20 protein-coding genes and 1 pseudogene are annotated in these 20,765 nt (G+C 64.1%); 7 read left to right on the forward strand and 14 right to left on the reverse strand.

Annotation, left to right across the window (positions count from 1 at the left end; all coding sequences use genetic code 11):
* Positions 1–29 precede the first annotated feature (29 nt).
* Positions 30–1,124 (forward strand): iron-sulfur cluster carrier protein ApbC, encoded by a 1,095-nt coding sequence (gene apbC, locus PVA39_RS06235; RefSeq protein ID WP_274123278.1) that lies wholly within the window; start codon positions 30–32, stop codon positions 1,122–1,124.
* Between the two features lie 95 nt (positions 1,125–1,219).
* Here the strand turns inward: apbC and PVA39_RS06240 are convergent, their stop codons facing one another.
* The gene (locus PVA39_RS06240; protein WP_003245585.1) at positions 1,220–1,429 is read right to left on the reverse strand and encodes a cold-shock protein; all 210 of its coding nucleotides are present in this window, start codon (positions 1,427–1,429) and stop codon (positions 1,220–1,222) included.
* Between the two features lie 326 nt (positions 1,430–1,755).
* Here PVA39_RS06240 and dcd point away from each other — a divergent pair, with 326 nt between their 5' ends.
* A complete protein-coding gene (gene dcd, locus PVA39_RS06245) occupies positions 1,756–2,322 on the forward strand; it encodes a dCTP deaminase (protein ID WP_013792448.1) in 567 nt (188 codons plus the stop codon).
* Between the two features lie 272 nt (positions 2,323–2,594).
* Complete coding sequence (locus tag PVA39_RS06250) at positions 2,595–2,822, forward strand: hypothetical protein (RefSeq protein WP_274123281.1); 228 nt, start codon at positions 2,595–2,597, stop codon at positions 2,820–2,822.
* 12 nt (positions 2,823–2,834) lie between these two features.
* Here PVA39_RS06250 and PVA39_RS06255 read toward each other — a convergent pair whose 3' ends face one another.
* The 11 genes from PVA39_RS06255 to PVA39_RS06305 all read right to left on the reverse strand — a co-directional run bounded on the left by PVA39_RS06255 (position 2,835) and on the right by PVA39_RS06305 (position 16,976).
* Positions 2,835–3,680 carry an ABC transporter ATP-binding protein gene (locus tag PVA39_RS06255; protein WP_274123283.1) on the reverse strand — a complete coding sequence of 282 codons (846 nt, stop codon included), beginning with the start codon at positions 3,678–3,680 and terminating at the stop codon, positions 2,835–2,837.
* A gap of 10 nt (positions 3,681–3,690) precedes the next feature.
* Complete coding sequence (ntrB, locus tag PVA39_RS06260; RefSeq protein ID WP_274123285.1) at positions 3,691–4,536, reverse strand: nitrate ABC transporter permease; 846 nt, start codon at positions 4,534–4,536, stop codon at positions 3,691–3,693.
* 13 nt (positions 4,537–4,549) lie between these two features.
* Positions 4,550–5,872 (reverse strand): CmpA/NrtA family ABC transporter substrate-binding protein, encoded by a 1,323-nt coding sequence (locus tag PVA39_RS06265; RefSeq protein ID WP_274123287.1) that lies wholly within the window; start codon positions 5,870–5,872, stop codon positions 4,550–4,552.
* A 652-nt stretch (positions 5,873–6,524) separates the two neighbouring features.
* Entirely contained in the window at positions 6,525–7,832 is a 1,308-nt protein-coding gene (locus PVA39_RS06270; RefSeq protein WP_274123289.1) for a nitrate regulatory protein, read from the reverse strand.
* 151 nt (positions 7,833–7,983) lie between these two features.
* On the reverse strand, positions 7,984–8,733 hold the full coding sequence (cobA, locus tag PVA39_RS06275) for a uroporphyrinogen-III C-methyltransferase (RefSeq protein ID WP_274123290.1): 750 nt from the start codon (positions 8,731–8,733) through the stop codon (positions 7,984–7,986).
* 177 nt (positions 8,734–8,910) lie between these two features.
* Positions 8,911–11,652 (reverse strand): nitrate reductase, encoded by a 2,742-nt coding sequence (locus PVA39_RS06280; protein WP_274123291.1) that lies wholly within the window; start codon positions 11,650–11,652, stop codon positions 8,911–8,913.
* On the reverse strand, positions 11,652–12,917 hold the full coding sequence (locus PVA39_RS06285) for an NAD(P)/FAD-dependent oxidoreductase (protein WP_274123293.1): 1,266 nt from the start codon (positions 12,915–12,917) through the stop codon (positions 11,652–11,654). The genes PVA39_RS06280 and PVA39_RS06285 overlap by 1 nt, the downstream gene beginning before the upstream one ends.
* Positions 12,918–13,181: 264 nt before the next feature.
* Positions 13,182–15,653 (reverse strand): penicillin acylase family protein, encoded by a 2,472-nt coding sequence (locus PVA39_RS06290; protein ID WP_443200944.1) that lies wholly within the window; start codon positions 15,651–15,653, stop codon positions 13,182–13,184.
* 177 nt (positions 15,654–15,830) lie between these two features.
* A complete protein-coding gene (locus PVA39_RS06295) occupies positions 15,831–16,283 on the reverse strand; it encodes a DUF2489 domain-containing protein (protein WP_274123295.1) in 453 nt (150 codons plus the stop codon).
* Positions 16,273–16,473 (reverse strand): SEC-C metal-binding domain-containing protein, encoded by a 201-nt coding sequence (locus tag PVA39_RS06300; RefSeq protein ID WP_274123297.1) that lies wholly within the window; start codon positions 16,471–16,473, stop codon positions 16,273–16,275. Before PVA39_RS06300 ends, PVA39_RS06295 begins: the two co-directional genes overlap by 11 nt.
* A gap of 5 nt (positions 16,474–16,478) precedes the next feature.
* Positions 16,479–16,976 (reverse strand): LEA type 2 family protein, encoded by a 498-nt coding sequence (locus PVA39_RS06305; protein ID WP_147174980.1) that lies wholly within the window; start codon positions 16,974–16,976, stop codon positions 16,479–16,481.
* A 197-nt stretch (positions 16,977–17,173) separates the two neighbouring features.
* Here PVA39_RS06305 and PVA39_RS06310 point away from each other — a divergent pair, with 197 nt between their 5' ends.
* Positions 17,174–17,716, forward strand: coding sequence for a hypothetical protein (locus PVA39_RS06310; RefSeq protein ID WP_274123300.1), 543 nt, complete (start codon positions 17,174–17,176; stop codon positions 17,714–17,716).
* A gap of 9 nt (positions 17,717–17,725) precedes the next feature.
* On the opposite strand, the gene PVA39_RS06315 is transcribed toward PVA39_RS06310, so the two are convergent.
* Both PVA39_RS06315 and PVA39_RS06320 read right to left on the reverse strand, forming a co-directional pair.
* On the reverse strand, positions 17,726–18,208 hold the full coding sequence (locus PVA39_RS06315; RefSeq protein WP_274123301.1) for a YchJ family protein: 483 nt from the start codon (positions 18,206–18,208) through the stop codon (positions 17,726–17,728).
* A gap of 2 nt (positions 18,209–18,210) precedes the next feature.
* The gene (locus PVA39_RS06320) at positions 18,211–18,708 is read right to left on the reverse strand and encodes a DUF6231 family protein (RefSeq protein WP_274123302.1); all 498 of its coding nucleotides are present in this window, start codon (positions 18,706–18,708) and stop codon (positions 18,211–18,213) included.
* Between the two features lie 442 nt (positions 18,709–19,150).
* Between PVA39_RS06320 and PVA39_RS06325 the strand changes: the two are divergent.
* The 3 genes and pseudogenes from PVA39_RS06325 to PVA39_RS06335 form a co-directional block, all read left to right on the forward strand.
* Positions 19,151–19,507 (forward strand): annotated as a pseudogene (locus PVA39_RS06325) (OmpA family protein); the annotation flags it as partial.
* Positions 19,508–19,573: 66 nt separating this feature from the next.
* Positions 19,574–20,008 (forward strand): DUF1145 domain-containing protein, encoded by a 435-nt coding sequence (locus tag PVA39_RS06330; protein WP_274123303.1) that lies wholly within the window; start codon positions 19,574–19,576, stop codon positions 20,006–20,008.
* Positions 19,996–20,760, forward strand: a complete 765-nt coding sequence (locus PVA39_RS06335; RefSeq protein ID WP_274123304.1) for a collagen-like protein — start codon at positions 19,996–19,998, stop codon at positions 20,758–20,760. Before PVA39_RS06330 ends, PVA39_RS06335 begins: the two co-directional genes overlap by 13 nt.
* The last annotated feature ends 5 nt before the right edge of the window (positions 20,761–20,765 follow it).

The raw sequence follows: 20,765 nt of genomic DNA on the forward strand, positions 1-20,765 counted from the left end.
CGTCTTTTCTGCCATCTCCGGAGCCAAGCATGAGCGCTGATATCCGCGCTGCGGTCGAAGCCGTATTGCGTCAGTACACCGACCCCCATCTCGACCAGGATCCGCTCAGCGCCGGCTGCGTGCGTGGCATCGACGTGCAGGACGGGCAGGTCAGCGTGCAGCTCGAACTGGGTTACGCCGCAGCGCAATTCAAGCAGGGCTGGGCGCAGATGCTGCAGCTGGCCATCGAGAACATCGAAGGTGTGCATAGCGCTCGCGTCGAGGTGAGCTGCGTGATCGCCGCCCATAAGGCGCAGGCCCAGCTGCCGGCGCTGGCCAACGTCAAGAACGTGATCGCCGTGGCGTCCGGCAAGGGTGGCGTGGGCAAGTCCACCACCGCGGCCAACCTGGCGTTGGCGTTGGCCCGTGAGGGCGCGCGGGTGGGCATTCTCGATGCCGATATCTACGGCCCCAGCCAGGGCATCATGTTCGGTATCGCCGAAGGCACGCGACCCCAGGTGCGCGAACAGAAATGGTTCGTGCCGCTGGAAGCCCATGGCGTACAGGTGATGTCGATGGCCTTTCTGACCGACGACAATACCCCGGTGGTGTGGCGCGGCCCGATGGTTTCCGGAGCGCTGATCCAGTTGGTTACCCAGACGGCCTGGAATGATCTCGATTACCTGATCATCGACATGCCGCCGGGCACCGGTGACATTCACCTGACCCTGGCCCAGAAGGTGCCAGTGGCGGGCGCTGTGATCGTCACCACGCCGCAGGATCTGGCGCTGCTCGATGCCAGAAAGGGCGTGGAGATGTTCCGCAAGGTGAACATTCCCGTGCTCGGTGTGGTGGAGAACATGGCCGTGCACATCTGCTCGAACTGCGGCCATGCCGAGCATCTGTTCGGCGAAGGCGGTGGCGAGAAGCTGGCGGCGCAATTCGGTGTCGAACTGCTGGCCTCGATGCCGCTGTCGATAGCCATCCGCCTGCAGGCCGATGGTGGTAAACCTACCGCTATCGCCGATCCGGAAAGTCAGATCGCCATGCTCTACCAGCAGATCGCCCGTATGGTCGGGGCGCGTATCGCCACCAGCGCCAGCAGCGCGCAGGGCATGCCGAATATCGTTATTGCCGACGACTAAGGGGGAGCACAGGCGCGCCACGGTGCGCCTGCTGCATGAATTACAGGTATAAAAAAACCCCGCCTAGGCGGGGTTCTTTTTACAGAAAGCGCAGGTTAGATAACCTGAACTTCCTCAGCTTGCATGCCTTTCTGACCACGGGTGGCCACGAAGGAAACTTGCTGGCCTTCTTTCAGGCTCTTGAAGCCATCGCTCTGGATAGCTTTGAAGTGTACGAACAGGTCGTCACCGGATTGCGGGGTGATGAAGCCGTAGCCTTTTTCATCGTTGAACCACTTAACGGTGCCAGTCTGACGATTGGACATGTGATGTCTCCTAAGAACTAAATAATTAACAGCCCTGGATAGAACCAGGCCGGGACTGAGTGCAACGAGTACTAGGAGTCGGACGATGTTTGGATCGAAATCTAGGCATCATGTAGCGATTCGCGGTGACACATGCAGCACAGTGGGATCACCATACCCGCTTTTTTCGCGAAGTGCGAATGGTCTATCAGTCTTTCTGCGATTTACTTGCATCGGCAGCAACGCGAGCGCGCTGTGAGGGGCCGTCAACAGCCTTTGAACCCAGCCCTGCAGCCCGGTAAGATGCGTGCACTTTTCACCGCATAAACCTTTAGGACGGCCCCGCCATGAGCATCAAATCGGACAAGTGGATTCGCCGCATGGCCCAGGAACACGGCATGATCGAGCCCTACGTCGAGCGTCAGGTGCGCGGCGCGGACGACAGCCGAGTGATCTCCTACGGGGTGTCCAGCTACGGCTACGATGTGCGTTGCGCGGACGAATTCAAAGTGTTCACCAATATCCACTCGGCGATTGTCGACCCGAAGAATTTCGACGCCAAGAGCTTCGTCGACATCAAGAGCGACGTGTGCATCATTCCACCGAACTCCTTCGCCCTGGCGCGCACCGTGGAGTTCTTTCGCATTCCCCGTGACGTGCTGACCATCTGCTTGGGGAAGAGCACCTACGCGCGCTGCGGCATCATCGTCAACGTCACGCCGCTGGAGCCGGAATGGGAAGGCCACGTGACCCTGGAGTTCTCCAACACCACCAACCTGCCGGCGAAGATTTACGCCAACGAAGGCGTAGCGCAGATGCTGTTCCTACAGTCGGACGAGGCCTGTGAGGTGTCGTACAAGGACCGCGGCGGCAAGTACCAGGGCCAGACGGGCGTGACGCTGCCCAAGGCCTGATGGTCGCTGCAGCGTGAAAGGAACCGGGCTCGGCCCGGTTTTTTTATGCCTGTTTTTTGCCCTGAAAACGCATCGTTGCTGGACGCAGCGGCAAATCGCAGGCAAAAAAATGGGCGCCTCATGCGCCCGGAGAAATCAATCGATGCGTAATTTCTGAGTGGTCATGGCGGGTGAAGTTCCCCGATATTTATAGGGCGAACTGTTTACGGACGACAGGTCTACATCTCTATCAGGGCACGCGCCGGCGTGCCGCCACCTGCTGGAGACTCGCCATGAGCCAATGGATCATTACCTATAGCCGAGACGAAGCTGCCGAAGTCCTCAAGGTCAAATCCAAAGAAAAACCCAGCCTGGAACAGGCGGTGACCTGGGTGCTCGAATGGGCGCAAGAAAATCTCGAAGCTCTCGAACCGAAGGAACAGCCCCACGAGGAGCAGACGCCAGCAGTGCGCCTCGAAGAGCGCTATGGCATCACCATCACCGGTATCGCCAAGGACTGATTTTTTACCTCCTCACGCCCGGGCGCGCTGCGGGTCGGCCGGCGCCGCAGCGCTACGCCGTTGCAGCGGTTCGACCTTACGCTGCTTTTCATGCAGGAAGCTCAACACCGCGTGGCGATAGGCGTTGTAGCGCGGGTCATCGGCCAGGGCGATGCGGTCGCGGGGCCGCGGCAGGTCGATGGTCAGAATCTCGCCGATGGTCGCCGACGGGCCGTTGGTCATCATCACGATGCGGTCGGAGAGCAGTACGGCTTCGTCGACGTCATGGGTGATCATCATCACTGTGTTGTGCAGTTCGCTCTGGATGCGCATCACTTCGTCCTGCAGGTGCGCGCGGGTCAGGGCGTCCAGCGCACCGAAGGGCTCGTCGAGCAGCAGCACCTTGGGTTCCATGGCCAGCGCGCGGGCAATGCCGACGCGCTGCTTCATGCCCCCGGAAATCTCGTTGGGCCGCTTGTTCAGCGCGTGGCCCATGCTCACCAGCTCCAGATGATGCAGCGTCCAGTCACGGCGTTCGGCCTTGCTCTTGGTGCGCTTGAACACCTTGTCGACGGCCAGGGCGACGTTTTCCTGCACGGTCAGCCAGGGCAGCAATGAATGGTTCTGGAACACCAGGCTGCGATCCGGGCCAGGGCCACGTACCTCACGCCCATCGAGAATCACCGCACCGCTGCTGGAGTCGGTCAGCCCGGCGACGATGTTGAGCACCGTCGACTTGCCGCAGCCCGAGTGACCGATGATGGAGATGTATTCTCCGCGCGCGACGTTGAGGTTGATCTGGTTCAGCACGTGGGAGGTGACGCCGTCACGCTCGAAGTACTTTTCCACATGCTCGATGCTCAGGTAGTGCTTGCTCATGTCTGTCTCCTCAGGCCGATGTGCCGCGGGTGATGCGATTGCCGACGAACAGCACCAGGCGGTCGAGCACGAAGCCGACCACGCCGACGTAGATCAGGGCGAGAATGATGTCGCTGATGCGCGAGGCGTTCCACGCATCCCAGATGAAGAAGCCGATACCCACGCCGCCGATCAGCATCTCGGCGGCGATGATCGCCAGCCACGACAGGCCCACACCGATGCGCAGCCCGGAGAAGATGTACGGCGCAGCGGCTGGCAGCATGATCTTGTGGAAGTACTCCACGCCGTTGAGGCGCAGCACCTTGGCGACGTTGCGGTAGTCCTCGGGAATGTTGCGGATGCCCACCGAGGTATTGATGATGATCGGCCAGATGGCGGTGATGAAGATCACGAACAGCGCCGAAGGGTGGCTGTCCTTGAAGCCGGCCAGCGACAGTGGCAGCCAGGCCAGTGGCGGCACGGTACGCAGGATCTGGAACAGCGGGTCGAGGCCGCGCATCGCCCAGGTCGACTGGCCGACCAGCACGCCGAGCGCTACGCCGACCACCACCGCCAGGGCATAGCCGTAGGCCACGCGCTCCAGGCTGGCGAGCAGTTGCCAGGCCATGCCGACATCGGTGCCGCCGTTGTCGTAGAACGGATTGACGATCAGCTCCCAGGTGTCTTCGATGACCTGGCTCGGCGGCGGCAAGGCGGCATTGGCGCCGCTGCACAAGAGTTGCCAGATGAGCATCAGTGCAGCGGTGATCACCAGCGGCGGCAGCACCGACTGCATCAGGGTTTTCGACAGGCGTTTGAACCAACTGGGGGCGACGACGCCGGCCGGCAGGGCCAGGGATTTGACAGGCGCATTCATGGCGTTTCTCCGGTTAGGCCTTGAGGGTCAGGCTGTCGAGATAGGCTTGCGGGTTCTGTGGGTCGAAGGTCTTGCCGTCGAAGAAGGTCTCGACGCCGCGGGATTTGCCTTGAGGAATCTGCTCGGCGGGCACGCCCAGCTCGGCCGCTGCCTGACGCCAGATGTCCTCGCGGTTGACCTGGTCGATCAGCGCCTGGCTGTCGAAATCCTTCGGCAGGTAGCCCCAACGCTTGTTTTCGGTGAGGAACCACAGGTCGTGGCTCTGGAACGGATAGGAGGCGAACTCGCTCCAGAAGCGCATCAGATGCGGGCTGTTTTCCACCACGCGGCCGTTGCCGTAATCGAAGTTGCCCCGCAGGCGCGCCAGCAGGTCCTTGGCCGGCGCGCCGATCCAGCGGCGCTTGGCGCAGATTTCCGCGACCTGTTCCTTGTTCGCCGCAGCTTCGCAGAACATCTGCGCTTCCATCACCGCCTTGAGCAGGGCGCGGGTCGCGTTGGGGTTGGCGTTCACGTAGTCGGCGCGCAGCGACAGGGCCTTTTCCGGGTGGTTGGCCCACAGCTCGCCGGTGGTCACCGCGCTGTAGCCGATGTTCTGGTTGATCAACTGGGCGTTCCATGGCTCGCCGACGCAGAAGGCGTCCATGCTGCCGACCTTCATGTTGGCGACCATCTGCGGTGGCGGAATGACCACGGTCGGCAAGTCCTTGTTCGGCTCGATGCCGCCGGCGGCCATCCAGTAGCGCAGCCACAGGTCGTGGGTGCCGCCGGGGAAGGTCATTGCCGCGGCGATCTTCTGGCCCTTGGCCTGCTTGGCGCCGACCGCCTGTTTGAAGGCGCTGGCGTCGGTACCGAGCTTGAGGTCCTGGTATTCCTTGCTGATCGAGATGCCCTGGCCGTTGAGGTTCAGGCGCGCCAGCAGGACCATCGGCAGCGGCGTATTGTTGGTGGTGATCTTGCCGGCGGCCATCAGGTAAGGCATTGGCGTGAGGATATGGGCGCCGTCGATACCGCCACTGCCGGCACCGAGTACCAGGTTGTCGCGGGTGGTGCCCCAGGAAGATTGCTTGAGCACCTCGATGTCGGTCATACCGTGCTTGGCGAACAGCCCGAGTTCCTCGGCGACGAACAGCGGTGCGGCATCGGTGAGCGCGATGAAGCCGAGCTTGGCCTTGGTGGTTTCCAGACCGTCGGTACCGGCAGCCCAGACAGCGCTGCTCAGGCCCGCCGGCAGCATGCTCATCAAGGCGCCGCCGCCGAGCAGCCCCATGGACTGCTTGAGGAAGGTGCGGCGTGGCAGGCCGGTTTTTTCGTCGGCGGCGCGTGGCGTGTCGTCCATCTCGTTCTCCCCAAAAGGCACGCATAAAAAAACGGCGTCACGCTCATGGCAGCGCTGGGGCTGCGTGAGTGTGGACGCCGTTGTCCAGGAATTCGGATTGTGGAGGGGCAGAGCCTGCCCTCTCGCTTGGGATATAGCAGGTTGCATGCCAGCCACTGCGTCGCCTGAATCGACGCCAGTTAGTGGCCGCAGAACAGCGTGCGCCGCCGTGTTAACTGATTGAGCGGGAAGGCTTTTCGGATCGTTTTGATTACGTCACGCACGGTCACGCAGCATGGGAACGATCGTTGTGATCGCACAGCAGCGGGGCGCGGTGTCTCTTCAGTGCGCGGCGCAGGTGCATGTCAAGGTCGTGCTTAGGCGCTGGTGGCATGGTTGAGCGCAGCGATGCCCGCAAGGAACTCTTATCAGATGAATCGACGGCAGCAGTAAGGCAGAAGCAGCTGTTCGCGTAGCGCGTAGGAGGGGCTTTAGCCCCGAGCTTTTTATCAAGGCAAACAAAGAGCTCGGGGCTAAAGCCCCTCCTACAAGTACTCCGTTCACCCGCTGTTAACGCCACGTTGCAGGCATTGCCCACGGCATTGCGCCAAACATGGCGAACAGATTCCACGCGGGGCTGGCGAGCGATGTTCAGCCGATAGCCGCCGCTCGCTCAGCCGCGCTGGCCCTTGTCCGTTCGCGGGGTTTCCTGGGCCTTGCGCGCCGCAAAACTGAGCAAGCTCTGGGCGACGTCGACCAGGCGCATGCTGCGCTCCATGGCCGATTGACGCAGGCGCGCGTAGGCTGCGTCTTCGCTCAAGCCGTAGTCGGTCATCAACAGCTTCTTGGCGCGCTCGATCAGCTTGCGCTCGTTGAGGGTTTCGCGGGTTTCCTGCAATTCGTCGCTGACCTGCTGCAGGCGCTGATTCTGCTCGTGCAACAGATCCAGTACCGAGCGGGCCAGGTGGTTGCCCACGGCGTCCTGGGGTGGGGCGTCGAGGGTGCTGCTGTGCACGCTGAACAGCAGCGCCTGGTCGCTGCCGGCATCCATCTGCGCCACGCGGCCGAGCAGGGCGCGATGGTTGTCCAGGTCGGCATGGGCCTCGGCGATGCTGCGGCGGCAGCGTTCGAGCAGGCACTGGGTCAGTTGGCTTTCCACCTGTTTCATGGCGTCGATGCGCCTGGTGTTGAGGTCGAACCACAGCTCGCACAAACCCGGATCCACCTCGGCGATGGCCGAGGTACGCTTGGCGACCCCGCGCAGGCTGATCACCTGGGCAACCGTGTCGGTGTCGAGAAGTTGCTGCCACAGGGCATTGGCCTCGGCGTCGGCGAACTCGCCGAAGATGTCGAAGCAGCGCTCCTGGCCTTCCTGCAGGTGCAGCAGGCGAGCCTGCAATTCATCGTCGAAATGCCCACGGGAAAACCCTTCGACGCCGGCCGCGCGCTCCTGGCCGGCGAGTTCCTTGCCCTGCATAAAGTTGAACAGCGCCACCAGCACGCGGGTAATGCCGGGGTCGGCAGCGGTGTCGGCCGCTTCGAAAACCACCGCCAGCAGCCCGCCGATCAGGCGGGTGAAGGCCTGGGTCGCCTGCCTTGGGGACAACTGCCGCTCGCGGATGCGCCGACGCAGCCCGGGTAACTCTTCAAGGCCATGGAGCACGTAGGCGATGCGGTTGAACAGGCGGGCGCGGTCGGCGGCATTGGCCTGGGCGGTGTCCATGGACAGAAAACAGTCGTGCACCTCGCGCTCCACTGCGGCAGAGCCTGCACTGTGCGCATCGAGTTGGTGCAGGTAGTGATCCGTCCGGTTGCCCAAGTAAACGTTCGAGTAGCCGCGCTCCTTCTGCAACTGGTGCACCAGTTGGCTGATCCGGGTGACCAGCTCGCAGGTGACGGACAGGCTTTCCAGGCCGTGCAGCTCGCAGCGGCGGGCGGCCAGCATGAAACGCAGGGTGGGGGGCATCTTGTGATCAGGCATGGAAACGTCTTGTTGGTCGCAGTGTTGAACCACAACGGTGCAAATAACAGTCCAGTTCTGGCGCGGTGCAGCCAGGCGGGCAGGCCGCGATGCACTACAACGGCCCCTGGGGCGCCTCGAGGATGCAGCCGTGCTTATCGCTGTATTGATTTCAGGCGCTGTGCACCTGCAATTGTTCGGCGGCCAGGATGGTGGCGGCGCCGACTACGTCGCCGATCACCAGGATGGCCGGGCTTTTCAGCTCGAAGGCCTGGGCGTCGTCGGCCATCGCCAGCAAGGTGCTGCGGCATTCGCGTTGGTCGGGCAGCGAAGCGTTTTCGATCATCGCCACGGCGGTGTGCGCGGCCATGCCGGCATCCAGCAGGTGCTGGCGGGTGTCGGCCAGGGTGGCGATGCCCATGTACACCACCAATGTCGTGCCACTGTGGGCCAGCGCCTGCCAGTTGGGCGAGCTGCCGTCCTGGGTGTGGGCGGTGACCAGCGTCACCCCGCGGGCCACGCCGCGCAGGGTCAGGGAGATGCCGCAACGCGTCGCGGCGGCGAGGCCGGCGGTGATGCCATTGACGATTTCGCACTGCACGCCGCGCGCGGCCAGCCAATCGGCCTCTTCGCCGCCACGGCCGAAGATGCACGGGTCGCCGCCCTTGAGGCGTGCCACCACCTTGCCCTGGCGGGCATAGCGCAGCATCAGGCGGTGGATGAAGGCCTGGGGCGTCGAGCGGCAGCCGCCGCGCTTGCCGACGCGAATCACCCGGGCGCCGGGGCAGTGCTCCAGGACCTGCGGATTGACCAGGTCGTCGATCAGCACCACGTCGGCCAGACCGAGGGCGCGCACCGCCTTGAGGGTGAGCAGTTCCGGGTCGCCAGGGCCGGCGCCGATCAGCCATACGCTTGGGTTCATCACGGTATTCCTCTCTTTAGAACCAGCTAAAGTCTGCTGCGCGTCGGCCCTGCGGCGTTAAAAACAGGCTCGGACTGCTCATTTACAACTCGTAAACTCCGCGTCCTTGCCTGTTTTTGCCTTGCATTGCTCTAGCTCGCGAGACTTGAGCAGGGTTCTCGTATTTCGCGGTTTTCTCTAGGCTTCGAGGGTCTGTAGCGCCAGCAGGCGTTTGATTTCCGGGACGCAGGAGCCGCACTGCGTGCCGCAGCCAAGATTCTGTTTCAGTGCGTTGAGGTCGCAGCCGCGTTCGATGCCTTCGCGGATGGCTGCCTCGCTGACGTTCATGCAGGTGCACAGGGTTTTGCCGGTGCGGGTCGTGGTCTGCCCGGGCGGCGACTCCAGCGGTGCCAGCAGCCAGCGCCGCAGGGCGCGGCCGGTGTCATCGTCCAGCGAGGTCTGGTTCTGCCACAGTTCACGCAGCCAGTTGCGCGCGCGGGTTTCGCCGCTCAGGCAATAGCCGGTCAGGCGGCCTTCTTCGAGGCGTACCCGTTTGTGAATGGGAATGCAGCCCCTTTCATCGCGTGGGTCGTCGTAGCGCATCACCGGGCCATCGCTCAGGCCCAGGCACTCGTGCAACTGGTCGAGCAGGTCCGCCGCGGGAACCTGATGATGGGCGGCGCGCAACACCAGCGCCGGCGTCTCGCGGCCGACCAGGCCGAAGCTGGCATGGGCGAAGCTGTCGCACAGCGGGCGCAGGGCCTCCAGGCGCTGCTGTACGTCACCTTCGATCAGCGCCTCGAGGGTCCAGGGCAGGTCAATGGCCTGCACCTCGATGCCGGCGTGCTTGAGCTCGGGTTGTTTGGATAGCGCATCGAATGCCTGCAAGGTCAGGGCGTTGATGCCCAGGCCCTTGAGAAAACGGTCGCCCCAATGCATGGGCAGGAATGCCTGGCCTGGTTGCAGGCTGGCATCGGCCTGCACCCGCACGACCAGCGTGCCACGGCGGCTGCGTACCTCGACCAGTGCGCCGTCCTGCAACTGCCGCTGTGCCATGTCTTGGGGATGCAGGCCCAGGAGCGGTTCCTCGACATGGGCAAACAGCCGCGCTGCAGTGCCGGTGCGGCTCATGCTGTGCCACTGATCACGCAGCCGACCGGTATTGAGCGTCAGTGGATAGCGCTCGTCGCGTCGTTCCCTGGGAGGTTGATAGGCCTCGGCGATAAAGCGTGCACGGCCATTGGCATTCGGGAATCGGCCGTCGCCGTAGAGGCGCGGCGTGCCGTGCTCGGAGCCCTGGGGAAACGGCCATTGCTGCGGGCCACGGGCTTCCAGCAGGCCATAGCCGAGCCCGCTGAGGTCCAGGTCGCGCCGGCGGGTGAGCACCTTGTATTCCTCGAACAATTGCTCGGCGGTGTGGAATGCGAAGTGGCCGGGCGCTACGCCAGGCAGCCTGGCTTCCAGGCGCCGGGCGAAGTCGCAGGTGATCGACCAATCCGCCCGCGCTTCGCCAGGTGCCGACACCGCACGGCGCACGCGGCTGATGCGGCGCTCGGAGTTGGTCACCGTGCCTTCTTTCTCGCCCCAGCTGGCAGCGGGCAGCAGCAGGTCGGCGAAGCGGCAGGTTTCGGTGCTAGCGAAGGCCTCCTGCACCACCACGAACGGGCAGTCGCGCAGGGCCTGATGAATCTTGTGCTGGTCGGGCATCGACTGGGCCGGGTTGGTGCAGGCGATCCACAGCGCCTTGATCCTGCCGCTGCCGACGGCCTCGAACAGCTCAATGGCGCTGAGCCCCGGCGCTTCCGGCAACTGGTCGACGCCCCAGTAGGCCGCGACCTCGGCGCGGTGCTCGGAGTTGGCGACCTCGCGGTGGCCGGGCAGCAGGTTGGACAGGCTGCCGGTCTCCCGCCCGCCCATGGCATTGGGTTGGCCGGTCAGCGAGAAGGGGCCGCTGCCGACCTTGCCGATCTGCCCGGTGGCCAGATGCAGGTTGATGATCGCGGCGTTCTTCGCGGTGCCGGAGGTGGATTGGTTGACGCCCATGCACCACAGCGACAGAAAGCGCGGCGAGCGGCCGATCCAGTCGGCGCAGCGGCGCAGTTGCGCCTCGCTGATCGCGCACAACTCGGTGACGCGCGCGGGTTCGTATTCGGCAACCAGGCTTTGCAGCGCGTCGAAGCCTTCGGTATGCGCTTCGATGAAGGCGTGGTCGATGCGCCCCTGTTCCAGCAGCAGGTGCAGCACGCCGTGCAGCAGTGCCACATCGCTGCCGGGGGCGATGGCCAGGTGCAGGTCGGCCAGCTCGCAGGTGTCGGTGCGCCGCGGGTCGACGACGATGACCTTCATCTGCGGGTTGCCGGCCTTGGCGGCTTCCAGACGACGAAACAGGATCGGGTGGGCATAGGCCATGTTGCTGCCGATGATCAGCAGGGTGTCGGCTTCTTCGATGTCTTCGTAGGAGCAGGGCGGCGCGTCGGCGCCCAGGCTGCGCTTGTAGCCGACCACCGCCGAGGACATGCACAGGCGCGAGTTGCTGTCGATGTTGTTGGTGCCGACCAGGGCACGGGCCAGCTTGTTGAAGGCGTAGTAGTCCTCGGTCAGCAACTGCCCGGAAATATAGAAGGCGACGCTATCCGGGCCGTGCTCGCGGATGGTTTCGGCGAAGCGCTCGGCGGCGTGATCCAGAGCGCTGTCCCAGTCCGTGGGAGTGCGGCCCAGGCCTTTGCCGAGGCGCAGCTCGGGGTACAGGGCGCGGGCGGCGAGGTCGCCGGTCAGGTGCAGCGAAGCGCCCTTGCTGCACAGCTTGCCGAAGTTGGCCGGGTGCGCCGGGTCGCCGGCAACGCCGAGAATGCGCTCGCCGTCGTGCTCGATCAGCACGCCGCAGCCGACACCGCAGTAGCAGCAGGTCGAGGCGGTGACTTGTGTGGCGCGCGGATTCATCAGGCCGCTCCCTGCAAGAGCAGCGGTTCGGCAGGCACGGCGGGCGCCTGGCTGGCCACGGCCGCTTCGCCGAACATCAGCAGGTCGCGGATGGCAGCCACATTGCGGCCTTCGCGGATCAGTTGCAGATACCAGGCGCCATCAGCGGTATCGCCGTACAGGCAGGCACCGACCAGCACGTCGTTCTTCAGCACCAGCTTGCGGTAGCTGCCGGTAGTCGAGTCGTCCAGGGTGATGCTCCGGGTGCCCGGGCCACCGGCGAAATCACCGGCGGAAAACAGCTCGATGCCGGTGACCTTGAGCTTGGTAGAGGTCAGTGAGCCGAGGTAGCGACGATAGCCCTGCATGGCCAGGTGGCTGGCGCACACGCGGGCTTGCTCGAACAGCGGCGCCACCAGGCCGTAGGCGACGCCGCGGTGGCTGACGCATTCGCCCACCGCGTAGACGCGTGGGTCGAAGCTCTGCAGGGTGTCGTCGACCAGGATGCCGCGTGCGCATGGCAGGCCGGCGCGCTGGGCCAGTTCGATATTGGGGCGGATACCGGCGGCCATTACCACCAGGTCGGCCGGCAGGCTCTCGCCATCGCTGAAGTGCACGGCGCTGACCCGGTCGGCAGCATTGCCGATGAGTTCGCTGGTCTGCTTGCCGAGGGCGAAATGCAGGCCGCGGCGCTCCAGCGCAGCCTGCAGCAGGCGTCCGGCGCGCTCGTCGAGTTGGCGCTCCAGCAGGGTCGCGCCGTTATGCACCACGCTGACGTCCATGCCACGCAGCTTGAGGCCGTGGGCCGCTTCCAGGCCCAGCAGGCCTCCGCCGATCACCACCGCGCGGCGGTGTCGGTTGGCGCTGTCGAGCATGAGACGTGTGTCGGCGATGTCGCGGTAGCCGATTACGCCGTCCAGCGTATTGCCGGGGATCGGCAGCATGAACGGCCGCGAACCGGTGGCGATCAGCAGGCGGTCGTACGCGGCGCAGCTGCCGTCATCGGCGATCACCTGGCGGCGGACGCGGTCGATCTCCACCACCATGCGACCCAGGCGCAGCTCGATGCCGTGTTCGGCGTACCAGGCGAGGTCGTTGAGCACAATGTCGTCGAAGGTCTGCTCACCGGCCAGTACCGGCGAGAGCAGGATGCGGTTGTAGTTGGGGTGCGGCTCGGCGCCGAAAACGGTGATGTCGTAGAGGTCGGGGGCGATCTTCAGCAGCTCTTCGAGCGTGCGCACGCCGGCCATACCGTTGCCGATCATCACCAGTTTCAAGCGTTTCATCCGCGACCTCCGTTGAGCTGACCCGGGCCAACGTGGGGCCGAAAAAAAGGCGTCCTGCACCGTGAGTGCAAGGACGCCTTTGTCCGGTCCCGATTCGTTTCGGGGCGTGTACCGATGGCCGGCACGCGCTATGTCTGGAAGGTCAAGAGCAGAGACTGTGCCAACTCGTCAGAGCCCGCCGGAACGGGCCATTCGTGAAGCGCTGCCCTAATCAAAGCAGCACCTGTTGACTTTTATTGGTGCGCGGCGCACCGCTGCTGTGCGTCAGGGCGTCAGCAGCAGGCGTTTGCGGCCGTAGGTCTTCTCCAGGTTCTGCTGCAGCATCGGGAAGCTGACGTACTGGGCGCGACGCCAGGCGTCGATGCCGTCGGCATAGTGCGGGCTGGCCGGGTTGCCCGACTGCCCGGAGCTGTTGACGCCGATCATCGGCTCCTCGCGTCCGAAATCGACGATCATGCGCATGCTCGGGATCAGCCAGGTATCGAAATCCTGGCCCCAGTTGTAGGCCGAGACGTTCAGGGTGCTGTGGTCGCCACCGGCAGGGTAGGGGCCGCGATCCAGATAGCCCTTGAGCGAGGCGATGCTGGCGCGCTGGCCGGCGCTCAGGTACGGCGCCATCTGCGTGCTGCCGCTGCGCCACTCGTAGGTGTGTAGCTTGCCCCACTGCCAGGCGCTGCGGTCGGCGCCCAGGCGCTGTTCGAGTAGCTCTATGCTGGCCGCCAGGCTGCGCGCCAGGATCGCCGGTTTGTCTTCCTTCTGCGCGGTACGCACGTCATCCCAGAACGGGCTGTCGTCGCGGCCGAGCAGGTGGTCGGCTTGGGCCGAGTAGGACAGGTTGGCGGTGTTGATCAGTGCCTGCCAGGCCGGCGAGGTGTCCGGGCCCAGTTCGTCGAGGAAGATCTCCCGGGCGCTCTGCTGCAGGAAGGCGCCGTAGATGGCGGCATCGGCCGAGGTGGCCGAGAGCTTGCCGTCGAAGGCCATCAGCCGGCTAAAGGCTTCGCGGGCCTTGCCGCGCTGTGGCTCGGGCAAGCGGTCGATGGCCTGGCGCAGCGGGCCGGCCATGTGCGGGGCTTCGAACATGCCCTGCAGCTTGGCCATGAAAGGCGAGGTCTGGTCGTACTGCATGGCGATCATGCTTTGCGTGTCATGACGGCCGCTGCCGGCGAGCTGGGCGATGCGCTCATAGCGCTCCGGCCCGTACCAGGAATTGGACAGCTGCATGCCGTAGCCGCGCGGCACGCTGCGCTGGTTGGCGCTCCCAAGCCAACCCTGCTGCGGGTCCTGATCGTAAGGGTGGAGCATCGGGTCGGCGAAACCGTCCCATTCGTAGCGGCTGTCCCAACCCGGCGAGGGCACCAGGCCCTGACCTTCGCGGCGGTTGGGGAAGCGCCCGGTGACCTGCCAGCCGATATGTTCGGCATCGGCGAATACCAAGTTCAGCGGCATGGCGCGGATTTCCCGGGTCGCCTCGAAGGCCTGCTCGACCGACTGCGCGCGGGACAGATCGAAGAAGGCGTCCAGGCTGGCGTCGTTCTCGAACTGCGCGGTCTGCAGCGCCAGGCCATAGCCGCTCTGGATCTGCAGCGGTTGCATGGGGTGCTTGCGCTCGCCCAGCACGCTGTTGAGCAGCGGGCCGTGGCGGGTCTCGTAGATCGCTTCGCGGATTGGTTTCTGGCCCTTGATGAAGAAGGTTTCCTGGCGCTGCACGGCTGGCTGCCACTTGCCATCAGCCAGATACAGCAGGCGGTTGCCTTCGCGCTTGACCTGCTCGAGAAACAGATCCTGGTTGTCGCCCATGACCATGGTCATGCCCCAGGCGAGCTTGCCGTTGAAGCCAGCGACCACCGCAGGAATACCCGCGACCGTGACCCCGGAGGCCTGGAATTTCGGCGCGCGGATCTGCACGAAGCTCCACACCGAAGGCAGCTCGATCGGCAGATGCATGTCGTTGGCCAAGAGGCTCTTGCCGCTGCGGCTGCGCGACGGGCCGATGGCCCAGTTGTTCGAGGCGGCCACGCCGAGCATGTGCTGTTCGGACACCTGGGCGGCGGCGCTCTTCAACGCCTGCAGGCCGGGGATGCTACCGCCAAGGTTCAGGCCCTTGAGCTTGTCGGCCTCCTCGAATGGCAGCGGCTCGTCCGGGTAGGTGGGCAGCAGCCAGGCGAGTTTGTCGGCGCCGACCTTCTGGGTCAGGCTCAGAGCGGCGATTTCTTCCTGCAGGTTCACCGACAGACCGAAGTTGAGCAGGCAGAACACCAGCACCGAGTCTTCCGGCTTCCAGTACGGCGGGCGATAGCCGGCTTCGGCCAAATCCATCGGCAGCTTGTCGCGATAGCGGAACAGGTAGGCGTTGACGCCGCGGGCGTAGACCTCGAAAAACGCCTTCATGCGTGGCGAGGCATTCTTGTAGAGCACCTCGGCGCTCTTCTTGAGGTTCACCGCGCGCATGAAACGGTCCATTTCCAGCGCGCCGGGGCCGGTCATCTCCGCCAGGCGACCCTCGGCCATCAGGCGCAGGCTGACCATCTGGCTGAGGCGATCGCTGGCATGCACGTAGCCCAGGGTGAACAGGGCGTCGTGGAAGGTGTGGGTCTCGATCAGTGGCATGCCGAGCGGGTTGCGGCGTACCGATGCGGTCTGCGCCAGGCCCTGAACGCGAAAGGAGCCCTGATCCGGCGCCACGCTGCTGCGGTAACGGCTGTCGAGCAGGGATTGGCAACCACTCAGCGCGACCATACCGGTGACGAGGCCGGCCAGGCTCAGGGTGGCGAGAGGGCGGAAAGCGCGCGGCAACATGCGGCGGACTCCTGAAGGATAGAGAGGGTGGTGGGCGGGCGCCCGGGCGCGAAGGCGCTAAAGGTAGAGAGCCCCATGGCGCCTGGCAAGTGGCGCGAGAGGCGATGCGACGTGGGGTTATGGCCGGGCGGCTAGTCCCGTATCGAGCAGCCAGCGTGCCGCCTCGTGAGCCTGCTGCTGGTTGGCCTCGGTCAGCTCGGAAAAAAGCGCCTCGTGCTGGCGACGTTCGGCGCGGCTCAGGGCCTGCCAATCGGCGTGGGTCGGCACGTGGGCGGTGGCGTCGTACAGGCGCTGGAATACCTGGGCCTGGGGCGTGAGGCTCAGCTGGCTGTCGTAATTGTCGAGCAGCACCTTGATGCGGATGGCGCCTTCGATCAGCGGCAGCTGGCCGTCGAGCAGAGAGCTCGCCAGCACACGAAGATCATCATGAAGGCGCTGGCGTTGCGCGAGGCGCACTTGCGCCTGCTGATGCTGCCTGGCCCAGACCTGGCGCCAGAGGTGAGCCGCGTACAAGGCGAGTGCGCCGACGATCAGTACCGCAAGCAGAATCAAGAGGCGATCAGGCCCCATGGCACTTCTTGAATTTCTTATCGCTGCCGCATGGGCAAGGATCATTGCGGCCTACGTCCTTCAGGGAGTTGCGCACTGGCTCCTGAGGCGCGTGGTTGCAGTGCGGGCCGTGCACGTGGCCGTGGTGGCCATGATCATGGTCGTGATCGTGGTTGCAGTCAGGGCCATGGACGTGGGGTTGCTGGGTCATGCGGGTCACTCCGGAAGATAATCGCCGGGAATTATCTCGCCATTGCGCGCCATGTGCACGCGGCGGCCGAAGAATAATCCAGTTTTCACCTGGCCTTGCAGGCGGTAGCGAATCGGCTCATCGGGGTTCTCCAGCAGCTTGACCACTTGGCGTACGTGGCGCCACAGGTTGGTGCGCACTGGCACGTCGAACTCCAGATGACCATTGGCCGGTACGGTGAACCAGACCTCCGATTCGCCATCGGCGAGCAGCACGTCGTTCAGGTGCACCACGTATTCGAGGCCACGTACCGGAAGGCTGACGTCATTGGGATTGTCGATGCGAAAGCGCAGCATGAAGCGCTGTTCGAGCAGCTTGGCCTTGACCACATTGACGTCGACGAGGCGTACGTCCGGATCCTTGAAGCTGTCCGAGAACCAGGTCGAGCAGCCGCTGAGTGCCGCGCCCATACCCAGGAATACCATTAGGCTAAGAATTCTTATCATTTGCGCCCGAGAAAACATTTCATACTCCGTTCGAGGCCTCAGTGTAACAAGAGACGGCGTTACTGCCCTAATGCTGTCGCGCGTGATTGGCCGTGAGGAAAATGCCGACTGTCACTCGTGTGTGCGCAAAAAGCTGCGTCATACTGGCCTGCATGCATTTAGGTTTTATTGCCGTGGCCGAAATGGCGCGGCGAGCCGACAAGAAGGAAGGGATGATGGCGCGATACGAAATCGCATTTTCCGGTGAACTGGTGCCCGGCGCTCAGCTGGAGGCGGTTCAGGCGAACTTGGCAAAGCTGTTCCAGGCCGACGCCCAGCGAATCGCCCAACTGTTTTCCGGGCGCCGCGTGGTGATCAAAAACAATCTGGACGAAGCCTCCGCGGAAAAGTACCGCAGCACGCTGGAGCGTGCTGGCGCTCGGGTCGAGGTGGTCGATACCGAAGCGCAGGTCATCGAGGAAATCGAGCTGGCGCCGCCACCGCCGGCTGCTCCGGTCAGCCAGACCCCGGCGCAACCCACTGGCCGCCTGGTCGTCGCGCCGCGGGATGAGTACATGGCCGCGTTTGCGGACGTGGACGCACCGGATTTCGGTGTGGCCGCCCTAGGCGCCGATCTGCAGGATGGCAAGGCCGAGGTGGCAGCGCCGAATCTGGATCTCTCCGCATTCAGCCTGGCGCCGGTAGGCAGCGACATGGGCCAGGCCAAGTCGGCACCGGCCGCGCCTGCGCCGGATACCTCGCACCTCAAGCTACTGTGAGATTCGCCGCTACAGATAGGTCGCGCAGCACTTCTTGAATTTCTGGCCGCTGGCGCAGGGGCATGGATCGTTGCGGCCGGCCTGCAAACCTACGGTCGGGTCGATGAAGTACCAGCGGCCACCGTTCTGCACGAAGGCCGAGCGCTCGCGATGGCTGTGTTCGCCATCGGCATCGTGCCAGCGTGCCACGAAGGTCACTCGCGCATGTTCGGGCTGGCCGCCGAGCAATTCCGAGTGCTCGACCTCCAGGCCCAGCCAGGTGCTCTGCAGGCTCCAGGCGCGAATGCCGTCCACGTCCAGCTTCGCCTGTTGCGCCGGCAGCGAGGTCGCCACCAGATAATCCACATTGCCCATCACGTAGGCGCTGTAACGAGAGCGCATCAGGCTTTGCGCACAAGGCGCAGCGGCGCCCTCGTGATAACGCCCGCAGCAAGCGGCGAGCGAGTCGCCGCTACCGCACGGGCAGCCGCTTGAAGTCGCGTCGGGTTTCATGCTTACCACCAGTACTTGCCAAAGTTTTCCGGGTTGGCCCAAAACTTGGCGTTTAGCCAGTCGGGCGCCTGTTTGTACTCAAGCAGGTCATAGGTGAACAGGCTCAGTACCTGCTCGTCGCGTGCGAAGCGTTCACTGACCTGCAGCGCCAGCGCGTAGAAGTCGGTGTCCTGCCAGCGGCAGGCCGATAGGTCGACCAGCACCGCCATGCGGCTGGCATTGAGGTTGCGGATACCACCGAGCAATTGCAGGCCGTCCCTGCGCGGCAGGTGTTCCAGGCAGTCCACTACTACCGCTAGGTCGAAACGCTGGCCTGCCAGGTCACTATCAAGATTGCCGGGGGCTGCGTGAGCGACAAAAGTGTGCGGATGCGCCTGCTGAAAAGCATTTATTGCGGGTTGTTCGCTGGCACTCACCAAAAGCAGTCTGGCGGGCGCATAGCGTTGTAGTAGAGCGGCCAACGATTGTTGGGGGGTACGGGGGGATGTGATCTGAGTCATCAGAAACCTCGAAGCGATCACGAAAGACTACCGCGCATGCTCACATTCAACTAGAACTGTTCGGCCGACAGTGATGTCGTAGTGCTGTCTGGCAGATTTAAAAGCGGGCGTCTTTAATCCAGAGTGTCGGTTTTTGCGCCGATTCCCATTAGGAGACTTGCATATGAGTATTACAAGGAAAGCGGTACCCCTGATCATTGCGTCCACCTTTCTGACGGGCTGCGCTGGCGTCCAGAAATCCGACTGGCCGACCTGTGCTGCCGTGGGCGGCGTGGGTGGCGCGGCTCTGGGTGCTATCGAAAGCTCGGCCTGGGCGGGTGGTGGTGCCGTTGTCGGCGCCGGCATGGCAGCAGCTTATTGCTGGGTCCATGGTGCTGACGATCAGCAAGTGGCAGTGGTAGAAGAAACCGTCATGGTCGAAGAAACCGTCGCTCCCGAGCCGGTTGCCGAAGCCGTACGTGTCGAGCTGGACGTCAAGTTCGACTTCGACAAGGCCCAGGTCAAGTCGGAAAGCATGGGCGACATCCAGAGCCTGGCTGATTTCATGAAGCAATACCCGCAAACCACCACCGTGGTTGAAGGCCATACCGACTCCGTTGGTACCGACGCCTACAACCAGAAACTGTCCGAGCGCCGTGCTAATGCCGTGCGTGAAGTGCTGGTCAACCAGTACGGTGTGGGCGGTACCCGCGTGAACGCAGTCGGCTACGGTGAAAGCCGTCCGGTTGCCGACAACGCTACCGAAGAAGGCCGTGCGATCAACCGTCGTGTGGAAGCGGAAGTCGAAGCCCGGCCATAAGCCTGACTCGATCTTCGTGAGCATCCTGGCCGGCCCTCGGGTCGGTCAGGAGTACGGTGTTACGCAATGGACACCGTTTTTGGTTTGACCCTCTATTTCCCAGCCCGTAAACGCAGTAATGTGCCGCACATAACGAGTGGGGTGGGGCGGGCAATGAAAACTATCACGAGGCTGGGCAAACTGCTGGCGACACTGTTCTGGTGCGTCGTGCTGGCCAATCTAATCTCCCCGTTCGCGCAACCCTTCGCGCAGCTGCTGAACGTAGCCGGCATGGCCATGCTGGGCCTGCATCTGGCCGAACTGGCACTGTTCAAGGCCGAGCTCGTTACGCAGCCGCAGCTGATCATCGAGCGAGCCAAGGTTCTGGCCTTCGGCATCTTTCATATCTGGTCGCTGCCAAGCGCTGTGGCTGAGGTCAAGGCTGAGCCTGAGTCCGCGCCGGAGACAATGGCGACTCCAGCGTCGGCGAGTGTCGAGGAGGCCGTCCCATGCGCAAACTGATCCTGGCGGCCGCCTTGTGCTGCCCGCTGACTGCAATGGCTGCGGCCGTCATCGAGGTCGATTCCAATCACATGACCCGTCTGCCTGCCCATGGCAGCGTGCTACAGCTCGACCGCGTGGCCATTGCCGAGCGCGGTACGCTGCTGATTCCCGCCGGGGTCAGCGAGTTGCATATCGGTGAGCTGCATCTGGGCCACGATGCGCAGATCGCTGTCGCGCCTTCAACCGAACGTCTGCTGCTGGATATCGGCACCGGCGACATCGCCGCCGGTGCACAGATCAATGCACCGGGTGCGCCTGGTACTGCGCAACGGGCCGCGCTGCCTGGGCGCACGCTGGTCATCCGCATGAAATCGGTAACCACCGAGCCCTGGGTTCTCGACGCTCGTGGTGGTCGTGGTGCCGCGGGTTACGCTGGCCTGGATGGCGCCGATGGCAAGCCTGGCGGCTGCGCCTGGGGTCAGGCCAGCGGGGGCTATGACGGTCAGGATGGCAGCGATGGTCATCCAGGGGCGTCCGGTGGCCAGATTCGTCTGGAAGTACCCAGCGACTTTCCGGTCGAGCATCTACAGGCGCGCCTGGATGGCGGAGCAGGCGGGCTTGCCGGCACGGCAGGCAATGCCGGCAGCGGCGGTGCGAGCAAGGGCTGCTGGATCTACAGCACTAGCGCCGGCCTCGATGGCCGTTCTGGTGCACCCGGCCGGCCTGGCGAGGCCGGTCAGGCGGGGCGGCTGGACATCGTACGCTTCTGAATGAA

Source organism: Pseudomonas sp. CNPSo 3701 (genome assembly GCF_028674975.1).
Lineage (GTDB): Bacteria > Pseudomonadota > Gammaproteobacteria > Pseudomonadales > Pseudomonadaceae > Aquipseudomonas > Aquipseudomonas straminea.